This window comes from uncultured Moraxella sp. (assembly GCF_945873075.1).
GTDB lineage: Bacteria > Pseudomonadota > Gammaproteobacteria > Pseudomonadales > Moraxellaceae > Moraxella.
Genome location: NZ_CAMCBS010000001.1, coordinates 22578 through 35025, shown reverse-complemented (window position 1 = coordinate 35025; position 12448 = coordinate 22578). Strand labels below are relative to the sequence as shown.

The window sequence follows — 12448 nt, the reverse complement described above, 5'->3', positions numbered from 1 at the left end:
GTATCCTTACCATCAATTCATACAATTTGATTATGCCTTTGGCGGTGTGTAGCCTTGTGGCTTTTGATAATCAGCATTATCAAGAAATTTTTCACGCTGTTCGTTGATAAATGCTTTGGCGTTTGGGTCAATCATGCTGAGATGATTTTCGTTAATCAGCATGGTTTGTAGCTCAATCCACTCATTCCATGCCTTGGCAGACACGGTGTTTTGGATTTCTTGACCTTTGGCATTGGGAAATGGCGGATTTGGCAGTTTTGGCAAATTTTCTTTATATTTACGGCAAAACACCATGTGGTCAGCTGGGTTAAAGGTTTGCATAATCAGTACTCGTTAAAATTTCACTGATTATAACAAAATTTTGTGCCTTTGTGTCCATTCATCTGTCGCCTTGTGCGTACAAAAAATGCTATGATAGCCCTTTTGATGACAGCGAGTATCTTATGGGCAACCGATTATCTAAAATCACCACACGCACAGGCGATGATGGTACAACAGGGCTTGGCGATGGCAGCCGTCTATCCAAGGCGGATTTGCGTTTTGATGCGATGGGCATCATAGATGGGCTAAATGCTCAAATGGGGCTACTGCAAGCCTATTTGGCGGACAAACTACCTGCCGTCTGCGATGAAATCGGCACCATTCAGCATAAATTATTCAATATCGGCGGCGAAATCGCCCTACCAAACCACCAAGACATCGGCTATATCGCCATCACAGCAAGCGATGTGACACAACTTGAAAACTGGGCATCGACGCACAATGATGATTTACCCTATCTCAAGGAATTTATCCTGCCGGCAGGCTCGGTGGCAACCGCCCAAACGCACATCGCACGCAGTGTCTGCCGTGATGCCGAACGGCTTGTTATCCGCTTGCATGAGCGTGATGGCAATATCAGCGTGACGACTTTGCAGTATCTAAACCGCCTATCAGATTATCTGTTTATCCTAGCGCGCGTGGTGGCACGGCTAGATGGTGGGGCGGAAGTGTTGTGGCACAAATGATTGGCAAAAATATCTCCGCTAAGATTATCCATCACCCAAACTCTGGCACACCTGCACTGCGACTAAGTCCATAAGTGCCAAATTTGCCATCGCCCAAGCCATCGGCAGACTGCTTGCCGATGTGTAAAGCAAAATTATGCCCTGTGCTTTGGCTCTTGAGCTGAATATATGGCTCAATGGTCGCTTGGGTCTGATAGCCCTTTAAATGCTCTCGTGCAGTATCTACTGATACATCGTGGCGAGCCGCTTGATGTACAATACGCTCATCTAAAGACATTTTTGGAATGACTCGGTAATATTGTGAGAAACCCGTCACTTTATCCACAGGTACAGGGCGAATACTGGTGATATGCACATAATCAGTAAGCCGTTCCAACCATTTTGCAAGATTTAATACCTGCAATGCCTGTTCCGTTTGTGCAAAAATACGCACTTTAAACCCTAAAAAACCAATTTGTTTTTCTGGTTTTAATCGGTACTGCGGAAATGCAACACCGTAGGCGATTTTGCCATCATCATCTTGCTGTTCAACAAAGGCAAGATGGAGTTGGGTGTAGAGTTTACTCCACACCACATAAGTAGGTATCTCTTCGCAGGGAATAATGGTTAATTCTTGATAAAATTGCATTATTCTTTACTGTCCTTGCTAACCTTACTAAACACGCCACCACGAATTAGGTTACTCACTACATAAGCTTGCTCTTCTGGAGAAATTTCGTCATTTACCCAATTTATCATCAAAGTATATAAATCATTACCACTAGGGCGATATGCCTGTCCACGCTGAGTAACTGCACCATAAGGTTCAGCAGCAATTGGGAATTTAGCATCTTGTTCATACCATGTATCCACAGTACGCAAGGCATTACCAATTTTGACATTGTGCATCGCAGCTTGGTCTTTAATCTTAAATAAGGATTTGCGTTTTTCACCCATATTCATTTCTTGTGATGGGAATACATGCTGACCTGCACCCAATTTTACATAAGCATCAATGTGCATAAAGCAAAAACCTTGCTCATCAGCCAAACCTTGCTTGATGATATTTGTCAAAATGGTTAATTGCTCATCACTATCATTAAAATCATTTAATCCATAATCATAAGCATTAAACTCCAATACACTATCTTGTCCATCAACATTGACAATGATACGAACTTGTTCTGCACCTACTCGGTTACGCCACAAAAAGCGTCCATTAGCAATATTGGTCGCATAACGTTTTGCCAATTCATCCAACATGTCAGTTTGCTTAAATTCATTCACTTTTTCAACAATCGCTTGTTCAAAATCTGGCACATTGCATGCAAACGGCACACCCAAATTACCAATCACACGTAATGAAAAGCTAAGTTTTAGTGTATCATGCTCCAAGGGTAGATTTGCATCATCATTACTGGCAGATACGGGGTTGGGTTTAATTTTATTTTCATCAGAAATACCATGAGCACTTTGGGTAGAACGATTAAAACGTGGAATAATAGAAATCGGCTCCCATGATACATCTTGTTTGATATTATCCCAATTACCAGAAAACATTAAACCATCTGAATTTTCTAATTTACGTTCAAATGATAATAGGCTTGGTAATTCAATAGTACTACTCATATTAAGCTCCTTGTCGCTTATTAAAATTAATTAAAAATCATAATCATCAAATACTAAATTTGGCTCAGCATTTATGCTATCAATTTGACGTTGCTCACACAAATACCAATGTTCTTCATGGTGATAGTACCATAAAGCCCCTGCCAATCCTGCATAATCTTTGATGCGATGAGTGCTTTTGTATTCAGCCAAAGTATGCACGGCTTCTACAAAACATACTTGATCTTCAAGATTTTTACTTCGGCAATTAGCAATCTCTTTGGCATAAAAGACAGGGCTAATTGCTTTATAGCCACACATCATCGGTACAAAGTATCCTTTTTTAGGCTTGGGTAAATATGACCAAGTAGCTGATGTTTTATTGATTGGATTAAGATAATTTTGCCATTCATCAAATAAAGCTTTATTAGCTTTTAATATTTTTTTATTACTGTTGTGTTGCAAATTCTCAAAATAATCAATGACTATTTGTGGTGGCATAGATTGATGATAATCATGTTCTTGTAAGTGTTCTTGCCATGCTTGATAGACATCGGGATAATCTGTTATCACTTTTTCAAGATGTTTATCAATCAATACATGATTTGGACGTGCACAACTTTTAATACTTATAAAATCCATTAAAGCATCAAGCGTATCTTTATTTGGATTATCTTTGATATATTCTGCCAATACATCACTACGTTGATACAAAACAAAACTTGGTAATAAAGGACGCAATAATTGCCTAATGATTTTTTTATCACTATCATTATGATGTAATTGCCATAAATTTACTGAATCAATCTTGAAAACACTACCACCAGCAAAACGCTGACGATAAGCTGTTTGCATAATATGCTTAATAAATTCTTGCTCTATCGTAGGATAAATATCGCCTTCATAACGAATCAATAAAGATAATTCTACATTCATTTTTCCTTCTTCAATCACTGGTACCGTTTTGGATTTGTCACCATTACTCAATCCATATAAAGCAGGGGGATTTCGTGATTGTAAAAATTTAAGTGCATAATGCTCATTATAAAAGGTGCGTAATTGATAATCATGTACTAATACAGCACAGGCATTTAATTTAATATGGCTAAATTGCTCAATATTTTTTAATGAACGCTCTAGTGCATGTACATACCCCATCGCCGAAACAATACTAACACTACCATAGACCTGTCCTGCTACGGCATTCATATCTTGTACAAAAATATGCTGAATACTGATTAATTTCATCATAATCTCCAATTAAATCCATTGCTCAACATATTCTCGTAATCTGTCAGCAAATATTTTTCGCCATATCCGACTATGATCTTCACTTACACTAAAGTGTTTATCAGCATCACGCAATTTATTATTGAGCCAAAATACAAAATCTTGTACCAAATCCTTTTGCCACTCACTTTGTTTAAATGCCAAAAATAATTCATCATTTCTTTGACTATCCAAAAATAGTTGGTGTGCTATAGGTAACCTATTTTCAGTATGATTACTCCAACCACTAGGTAAGTTCCATAAGCTTTGAGCATAATCAAATACATCATCAATAATTGCATTTAACCAATTGATTATTCCTTGTAAGCGATGTGGCTCTTTAAAACTAATATTAGCTTTATCAAAAGTAATCAGCATCTGCTGTAAGCCAATAATATTTTCCTTACACATCCGATTGAGTGTGCGGTCAAAAAATAATGATTGATAGTATATTGGTGCTTTAGGCTGACTCTGCCATATTGGTGGGCTAGCACGAAACAGACGAATATTTCCTCCACGACTTCCATGATTAACAGATACATTTTGTGGCTGGCTAGCCACCGTTGAAAAGGTTAATGTATTCGGGATTTGTTCTAGAATATCTTGATGATATTTATTTTCCTGTTGCTGTTTTTCTATTTTTATACGAGCATCACGCACCTGTTTTTGAAAATAACGCTGATAAATTTCCTGAATTAAACTAGATGAATGTAAAATTACCAATTGATGATAACTATCATCAACAGGAAAATAAACTTGTTTAATCAATGCATCTGCCATCAAAGAGGGATTTAGTTTGTGATAAAAACCATCACCAACTTGTTTTAATTGCACTGCATCAAAAAATTTTGTCAATGGTGTGTAATTTCCTTGTTTTAATAGTACACCAAGTGGTACATCATCTATTGATAATAATAAAAATTTAGCAATTTTAGATAAACTGGCATTAGGATAAGCACCATCATAAATAGGCTTATCAACTTGACTAGTCGTCAAAAAACCTATTTTAGTATCAGAAATCGCATCAATAATTGCTGAACCACAACTGCTTGAATGGGTGAGTTTGGCAATATGTGTGGCGGGTGTGACACCATCAGCAAACAATAAAGCATAACGAATCCATAACTGATACAAATCTTGTTGTTGAATCAGCTCAATAGTAGATAAAGTATCGTCACTACCATCTAGCCACTCCTTGTGTATACACTGTTGGTATAGCGACTGGGCTGATGATAATGAGTTTTCAGTCAATTTAAGCTTTTCTGCTTGTTTTAGAATTTTGTTTAATTCTTTTTGTTGTTTGGTAAATTGTTCATCATTTAAAGAAATTGATATCGGCAACCTTGCCTTTGCAAGGCTATTTTTATATATCTCTACTTGCAGAACAGCTTGAATACTTGTCTGCTTGTTCTGCTCATTCAAACCATCTATATATGCTTTTATTTGTTCATACCATTGAGTTATCTGATTGTTGTACATTGACCACCTCTTTTTGAGCATTTTTTTCATTGTAGAGTAATCTACATTAAAAATCAATACCCATATTACATTTATTTAGTTTTTTAGTATCATCTTAATATTAGCTCAATACTTGGTAAAACTGTGTTATAATATTAAGACATTCATAGAGAGTGCTTAGAAAATATTACATTTATTTTTCAACCGCATAGGTTGCTTACATCTATGAGTCTATGGATTCATAGATACCCAATTGCTCATAAAATTCAAAAGATTTTACCGAATTTTGATAACAACTCACCACAAAACTACCATACTGCTGACTGACTTGGGCAAGACTTAGCGAATTACCTTGCTCTTGTAGCATTTGCTGAAGTTCTTGATAAATAGATACAGGTGATAAATTAAACCAAAAGTCACTACCTACACCTAAAGTAGGTTGTGAAACTTTGACAAAATGCAGCCCTATAGAACTTGCCGATTTAAACTGACTAATATCCTGACTTTGTTTAGGTTCACACCATCTAAACTCAAAATCAACAAATTCATTATCTATCCATAAATAACAAGTTTCATCTACTTTTCCTTTTGATTGACGGAACGGTTGGCGATAAGGCATTTCAGCTGTCCAATGTTGTTCGGTTTTCCACCAAAAATTCGCCCCTTCATTGTCAGAAAATAAACAACGACGTAATGCTACATGTTCATGCTCTGATAAATCATCAAATTGGTTTTGGGTGCTTAATTGCTTAAAATTCTGTGGTAACTGAATTTTAGGTACAGCCGTAATCGTTTGGTAGTGAGCCTGTTGCAAAATTTGATTTAATTCATGTGATGTTAAGGTCAAAGTGGAAGTTTCAAACCCCGGTCGATTAAAACAAATATTCTTTCCTTGTAATGCCTTAATATTTTTATTTAATAAATGAATATTGGCAACTTTTGGTTCAATATTTCGATGTCGTAATACACGTCCCGCCAGTTGTACTATAGAGCGAACTGAACTTGGCTCAACAATCGCCCAGTCATAATCATGGTCACGCCCCACTTCTGCAACAGGTGAAGCAATCACCACAAAAATATGATGTTTAGCAGTGCTATTCTGAATTTTTTGTTTTATATTGGAATGTTGCCAAATTTCATGAGATTCTTTACGTTTTAATAAACTATCCAATTGTTTTTCAATGTGCGAACGCAACAATAAAGGGTATCTACTATGATAAATACAATAATGAATTTGTGTATCATGTGGAGCATCTTTGGCAAGCAATGCCTTTGCTACAGCAATCATTGGATTGATATTTGCCATACGTACCAATCCAAATGAAATAGTCTTATCCATTACAATATTATTATCAGATACATTATTTGTGTGATGTTGACGATCTAACTCAATCATGCTATCAAAAATACAATTTGCTATTGATTGATAGATATTTTCATCATTCACTTTTGCAATATCTACAATTTTACCTAATCGTTTTGGGGCTACTTTTTCTAATTTTATAAGACGTTGATTAACAAATTTTTTATTGTATTTATCAAATTCTTTAATATTACTTATTAATTCTTGTTGTGGTTTGCATGATTCATCAAACCATGCACACTGGATATTGCCATCCCATTCAGACAAATTGGCTTTAGCAAAGGCTTTCCAGCCTGCTTGGTATGCTTCAAAGCAAGCATAAGCAAGCATTGGAGGCATAGTGGCTGTAGATAACAGAACACGACTCCCTAGCATACCCGCCCAATGTACCAATCTACATAATGCAGGTAAGTCATCTAAACCAAAATCATCGGGCTCATCAAGTATCAAATCACCACTTAATAAACGCAACATAGGTACAATTTGTTGTCCACCACGCACACCTTCTGTTGCACCAATCAAATGGTCAATCGTACAAACTAATACAGGAGCTTGTAGGAGTTTATTCGCCATTTTCTCTCCCTTTGTCCACTCATACAAGGCATGATGTTCATCTACACCTGTATAATGCACAAAAACCTCTGGATTGAGCGTTTCATCGGCTGATTCACTACCTAACGAGTGTGTTTGCTCCAATATAAAATTTCCTGCTTGTTTATTAGATTCATTAAGTTCAAATAAGCTCTTAACAGCAATCCCACCCACTGCAACAGATAGTTGATTATCATCAAGTCCTAATACCTGCTGAAACTCTCTACCAGTTTGTAGTGTTAATGTACGAAGTCCTAATGCAACACTAAAACGCACTTTACCTGTAGAACCGCCTAAGGCATACATAATTTTAGCATTTGCTAAAGTTTTACCACAGCCTGTAGATGCCATATTAATACCAAAAAAACCTTGTTTACTGGTATTTTCAGCAATATCTTTAGCTATTTTTTGTGCATCATTTTGCCATAGAAATTTTGTGTATTCTTTAGATACTTTGGCTGTTAAGTTTTCACTATCAAGTCCGAGTAGAGATTGGCGAAACTTTGGCAAAGCATCTATAATTTCTATTGCTGTTTTAGCTACGCCTATTAAATGCTCATCCAACTGCTGTTTATAATCTTTTTGACCATTTGGTTTGTAGTAAGTATTGGCATAAACGGTATAATTAGGGCTACGTCTACCAATTTGCTGTGTTTGTTCAAATGATAATGATGAAAAATAATGGTCAGCAAGCATCAGACTTAAGCGTGATAAATGTGATGTAAAAATATCTTGATGTAAATTACCAAAACTGCTACCTAATAATTGCTTTTTGGCTTGATCAGCATAATCACAAACCATCGCTCGCCAAATTGAGCTATGGCAAGGAAGTGATTTTTCAGCAAACTTCCAATTGTCTGGAATTCTCAATAGCTGTTCTGCATCTTGACAATTTGGAGAATTCCAAAGAGCCTCAAAATAATAATCAGCCCATTTATCTTGTTCTGATAATGATGGCTGTTTAAAATGCTTCCATGCAGGATAAACGGGTAGTTTATGATGTGCCACAATGAGCCAAGCAACAAGCTGCGCAAAAGGTAAGTGTGATAAGGTTTGGAGTGGGCTAGAATTAGAAAGTTCATCAATTCCATCTTTGATAATATTATCAAATTCATCAAATTGACCATCAATCAATTTATCCAACCATTCACCATCTGTTTGACAATCTTTTGCAATCGCCTCAAATAATCGTAGTGACACCCATTCATGACGATAAGGTTCAAATTTTTCAGTCTTGATTTTGGGATTAATTTTATCTTGAAATAAATGATTTGCTTTGCCAATATCATGAAATAATCCTGCTATTGCTGCGGCAACACGCATTATACCTTTATTATTCCATTGATAATTATCATAAAAATTAGACATATCTTGTTCCGTAATATTAACAGGCACCCAGCCCCATTCATTAAACTTATGACGATTGCCCACAATCCACAAAAGCTCGCTATGTTTGCGAGTATGAAAACGATAGCAACTCACCGCCGTACTTTTGCTAGCGGTACGAGAGAGCAATTTTTTGACCATTGCCAAACCGTCTTCGGTGATAACCGTTTGCCAAGTATTATCACCAATCCGATTGGCAAACGCATCTAATACTTGCCGAGTGCGTGGGAGTGCTCTCTTTTCACATTGAGAAATAAAGGTAACGATCATTTTATTTCCCTTGTTTAAAATATTGTGAAGCTAATTTTACTTGTTCGAACATCAAATCAAGTGCTTTATGTTGTGTGAATTTTTGCAAGATTTTTTGGCGAAATTCTTGTTCGCTAAAATCTTCTTTGGCACAAACAAATGCCCACGGCAACACAATCGCATCTTTAACCAAATCCGCCACATCAAACACCAATGCCCCACGCCGAGTTTTACCGTGCATGACTGCAAAACCATGTGGAATACCCAGCACCCAAAGCGTTGTCGCCCCTAATCCATATGCCAAATAGTTACCGTGATTTAAAAAATTATTGGCAAGATCGCCTGCATCAAAATTACGCTCAAAAGAGATCTGGCAGCGTGTGGCGGCTGCTTTGTAGAGCTGTTTGGTCATTTGTGCTTCGGTTAGCAGTAGCTCATTAACCGTGCTGATCGTAGGGATTTTATTTTTAAAGAACGCACAAGCTGCGGCGATGTCAGCGTCATCGCCATGAAAGCCCGCTTCATTTAATTCTTTGTCTTTTGACCAAATTTTTTGAATAAATTCAATGCGTTTATATTGAAATTCTTTGGCGATGGTGAGTCGCTTGACATCATCAAACCAAAAAGATAGCCAACCTTGGACATATTCAGTCGGACGATATTCACTTTGTGGACTCAGCCATTCAATCTCAGCACCCGAAAATAGCGGCGTCGCCCCACCCCCACAAAATCCGACCAAAACGCCCGCACTGGCAAGCATTCGCATCGCAGCTTGAGTAATAGATGTGCCTGTGCCGAGTAGAATACAAGTGGTATTGGCAATCGGGATATTATAATAATGATTTTCGTATTTGGTTTCGGTGAGATAGAGCACACGCCCGTCTTTTTGCATGACACGGCAATGCTCAAGATAAAAGATGTTGGCTCGTTTTGAATGTAAAATCGCTTTTAAATCAGTAGGCTTGAGCGTGTCCATGGCGTCAATTTCCTTTATGATGAGTTTAATTTAATCATACACACTATACGCTGTCAAGCGATAAAATGGCTAAATTATAAGCTTATAGTGTTCGTCCGCCGAATGAGTTATGCTATACTGAATTTGCCGTCGGATGATGATGGGTGTAAAAATACCTTTATTTTTGCAACTATTTAAAAACTTAATAAAATCAATAAGTTATAACTGGTCAATTTTTGATTGGGTAAAAAGGGTCAATCCATCATAAATGACTGTTATTTCTTAATTTTTTCAGTTATAATTACTCTTCACGACCGCATAGGTCGCTTAGAAAAAATAAAAAAATCTTTTTCACGCAAAATCCTTGCTTCACGACCGCATAGGTCGCTTAGAAAGCCTGAAGCTAAATATACACCTAGACAAGTTTCTTCACGACCGCATAGGTCGCTTAGAAAAAACATATGAGCCGACTTGAGCGCAGTATCTATCTTCACGACCGCATAGGTCGCTTAGAAATTGCGTTAATCTATAATGCTAGTAGCTGATTACTTCACGACCGCATAGGTCGCTTAGAAAGCCGAGCTGGTGCAGGCTGAGTTTATCAGCCCCTTCACGACCGCATAGGTCGCTTAGAAAGTCACGGCAAGCTACTTATCCCTGTGTACTATCTTCACGACCGCATAGGTCGCTTAGAAAAAGCTTCTAAAAATACTTTTTCTGCTTTTAGTCTTCACGACCGCATAGGTCGCTTAGAAAATAGACAGCAGACGATGCATCTAAAACTATTTACTTCACGACCGCATAGGTCGCTTAGAAAATAGATACATAATGGGTAACATTGCCAAGCCCCTTCACGACCGCATAGGTCGCTTAGAAAATCCCTGCGTTGGTGGCTTGGCAACATATCTGCTTCACGACCGCATAGGTCGCTTAGAAAACACAGCGGGCACGGCTGATGTTTGTTCGGCTCTTCACGACCGCATAGGTCGCTTAGAAAGTCTATGCGACTGTTTGACAGCTTAAGCTCGCCTTCACGACCGCATAGGTCGCTTAGAAAGTACTCTTATCCGCGGGGATGTATTGATAAACCTTCACGACCGCATAGGTCGCTTAGAAAGCCAAAAGTGGCAAAATCAGCTATGTGGCCACCTTCACGACCGCATAGGTCGCTTAGAAAATAATTATTCATGATTATTAATAAATTCATCACTTCACGACCGCATAGGTCGCTTAGAAAATCTTGTATGTGGACGCACTTAGGATGGCTTGCTTGACGGCCGTATAGGTCGCTTAGAAAAAGCACCAAATACCCATACAGCCAAATGTCAGCTTGACGGCCGTATAGGTCGCTTAGAAAATTTCTGTTTAGCCCTATCGAACATCAGATATACTCAGCGACTGCAAAATCACGCAGTCCGAACGCTCATCACCATGACAGACATCATGCCATGCTTGCAGGGTATCTATCATGGCTTGTAGCTGAGCGATTTTGGCGGTCAACTCATCGATATGCGCCGATGTCAGCGCCTTGACCGCACAGCTGGTGCGATTCGGGTCATCTTGGAGTGCGAGCAGTGCTTGGATTTGAGTCAACGAAAACCCCACCTGCCGAGCCCTAGCGATGAATGTCAATCGCTCAATCGCTGACTGCCCATAAGTGCGATAGCCTGATGCCGTGCGTGTAGCGGCAGGGAGCAGACCCGCTTTTTCATAGTCTCGAATTTGTTTGGCGGATAAGCCTGTTTGGGCGGCAGCTTGACTGATATTCATGATAATGCTTGACTTTGACATAGGGTTAAGGTCTATACTAACAGCACCATATATTTATTGCAACAGCTTAGGAGTTATCATGACCACAGTTTCAAAATCACTTATCGCCATCGCTTTGGCGACTGCCTTGAGCGCTTGTAATCAGCCTGCCACTGACACTACCGAGCAAGCACCACAAGCACAAGCTGACCAAAACAAAACAGGCACTCAAAATAACGCACATAATGCACACGCTCATCACGATACCGCCAAGCCTATGGCAGCGCACACCAATGAGTATATGCAGTCGATGAGCACCATGCACGATGCGATGATGGCAGCTGCAACCAAAGCCAATCCCGATGTTGCCTTCGTCGATGGTATGATTCCACATCACCAAGGGGCGATTGAGATGGCGAAAACCCAGCTTAAATACGGCAAAGATGCCACCATGCGTAAGCTTGCCCAAGACATCATCGATGCGCAACAAACCGAGATTGAGTTTATGCAAAATTGGCTCACCACTGTCAAAGACAAAGATGCCACCAATGCCGACAGCGAGCACGCCAAAGCTTATCTGGCTGATATGAGTATGCACGATGCGATGATGGCAGGGGTGCATCACGAAGATGCTGATATTGCCTTTGCCCAAGGGATGATTCCACATCATCAAGGAGCGATACAGATGGCAAAAACCGAGCTCAAATACGGTCAAGATGACCAAATCCGAAACCTAGCCCAAGGCATCATCGATGCCCAAGACCCAGAGATTGTCTTGATGAAAGAATGGCTTGCCAACAAGGGTATCGTAAGCAAATAAGCCAAAACTTGCTT

General features: G+C 38.8%; 10 protein-coding genes and 1 CRISPR repeat array. Of the genes, 2 read left to right on the top strand and 8 right to left on the bottom strand.

Going from position 1 to position 12448, the window contains the following annotated elements; genetic code table 11:
* Window positions 1–30: 30 nt before the first annotated feature.
* A complete protein-coding gene (locus tag Q0N89_RS00155; protein ID WP_294032803.1) occupies window positions 31–321 on the bottom strand; it encodes an oxidative damage protection protein in 291 nt (96 codons plus the stop codon).
* 122 nt (window positions 322–443) lie between these two features.
* Between Q0N89_RS00155 and Q0N89_RS00150 the strand changes: the two genes are divergently transcribed.
* On the top strand, window positions 444–1007 hold the full coding sequence (locus tag Q0N89_RS00150; RefSeq protein WP_294032802.1) for a cob(I)yrinic acid a,c-diamide adenosyltransferase: 564 nt from the start codon (window positions 444–446) through the stop codon (window positions 1005–1007).
* Window positions 1008–1038: 31 nt separating this feature from the next.
* Here Q0N89_RS00150 and cas6f read toward each other — a convergent pair whose 3' ends face one another.
* From cas6f to cueR, 7 genes are all read right to left on the bottom strand, one after another.
* Entirely contained in the window at window positions 1039–1635 is a 597-nt protein-coding gene (gene cas6f, locus Q0N89_RS00145) for a type I-F CRISPR-associated endoribonuclease Cas6/Csy4 (RefSeq protein WP_294032801.1), read from the bottom strand.
* Window positions 1635–2615, bottom strand: a complete 981-nt coding sequence (gene csy3, locus Q0N89_RS00140) for a type I-F CRISPR-associated protein Csy3 (RefSeq protein ID WP_294032800.1) — start codon at window positions 2613–2615, stop codon at window positions 1635–1637. Before csy3 ends, cas6f begins: the two co-directional genes overlap by 1 nt.
* Window positions 2616–2645: 30 nt before the next feature.
* Complete coding sequence (locus tag Q0N89_RS00135; RefSeq protein ID WP_294032799.1) at window positions 2646–3842, bottom strand: type I-F CRISPR-associated protein Csy2; 1197 nt, start codon at window positions 3840–3842, stop codon at window positions 2646–2648.
* A 12-nt stretch (window positions 3843–3854) separates the two neighbouring features.
* A complete protein-coding gene (locus Q0N89_RS00130) occupies window positions 3855–5342 on the bottom strand; it encodes a type I-F CRISPR-associated protein Csy1 (RefSeq protein WP_294032798.1) in 1488 nt (495 codons plus the stop codon).
* 202 nt (window positions 5343–5544) lie between these two features.
* Window positions 5545–8931: a type I-F CRISPR-associated helicase Cas3f gene (gene cas3f / locus Q0N89_RS00125; protein WP_294032797.1), complete on the bottom strand. Its 3387-nt coding sequence runs from the start codon at window positions 8929–8931 to the stop codon at window positions 5545–5547.
* A gap of 1 nt (window position 8932) precedes the next feature.
* On the bottom strand, window positions 8933–9886 hold the full coding sequence (cas1f, locus tag Q0N89_RS00120; protein WP_294032796.1) for a type I-F CRISPR-associated endonuclease Cas1f: 954 nt from the start codon (window positions 9884–9886) through the stop codon (window positions 8933–8935).
* A 285-nt stretch (window positions 9887–10171) separates the two neighbouring features.
* Window positions 10172–11222: direct repeats of the CRISPR family, unit length 28 nt; unit sequence CTTCACGACCGCATAGGTCGCTTAGAAA.
* Between the two features lie 14 nt (window positions 11223–11236).
* Complete coding sequence (gene cueR, locus Q0N89_RS00115; RefSeq protein ID WP_294032795.1) at window positions 11237–11635, bottom strand: Cu(I)-responsive transcriptional regulator; 399 nt, start codon at window positions 11633–11635, stop codon at window positions 11237–11239.
* 79 nt (window positions 11636–11714) lie between these two features.
* On the opposite strand from cueR, the gene Q0N89_RS00110 reads away from it, so the two are divergent.
* Window positions 11715–12434, top strand: a complete 720-nt coding sequence (locus tag Q0N89_RS00110) for a DUF305 domain-containing protein (RefSeq protein WP_294032794.1) — start codon at window positions 11715–11717, stop codon at window positions 12432–12434.
* The last annotated feature ends 14 nt before the right edge of the window (window positions 12435–12448 follow it).

Excerpts from the sequence above, each read along its gene's own strand:
- cas6f (WP_294032801.1), bottom strand. The coding sequence starts at position 1,635 with ATGCAATTTTATCAAGAATTAACCATTATTCCCTGCGAAGAGATACCT.
- cas1f (WP_294032796.1), bottom strand. The coding sequence starts at position 9,886 with ATGGACACGCTCAAGCCTACTGATTTAAAAGCGATTTTACATTCAAAA.
- Q0N89_RS00110 (WP_294032794.1), top strand. The coding sequence starts at position 11,715 with ATGACCACAGTTTCAAAATCACTTATCGCCATCGCTTTGGCGACTGCC.
- csy3 (WP_294032800.1), bottom strand. The coding sequence starts at position 2,615 with ATGAGTAGTACTATTGAATTACCAAGCCTATTATCATTTGAACGTAAA.
- Q0N89_RS00135 (WP_294032799.1), bottom strand. The coding sequence starts at position 3,842 with ATGAAATTAATCAGTATTCAGCATATTTTTGTACAAGATATGAATGCC.
- Q0N89_RS00150 (WP_294032802.1), top strand. The coding sequence starts at position 444 with ATGGGCAACCGATTATCTAAAATCACCACACGCACAGGCGATGATGGT.
- cas3f (WP_294032797.1), bottom strand. The coding sequence starts at position 8,931 with ATGATCGTTACCTTTATTTCTCAATGTGAAAAGAGAGCACTCCCACGC.
- Q0N89_RS00130 (WP_294032798.1), bottom strand. The coding sequence starts at position 5,342 with ATGTACAACAATCAGATAACTCAATGGTATGAACAAATAAAAGCATAT.
- cueR (WP_294032795.1), bottom strand. The coding sequence starts at position 11,635 with ATGAATATCAGTCAAGCTGCCGCCCAAACAGGCTTATCCGCCAAACAA.
- Q0N89_RS00155 (WP_294032803.1), bottom strand. The coding sequence starts at position 321 with ATGCAAACCTTTAACCCAGCTGACCACATGGTGTTTTGCCGTAAATAT.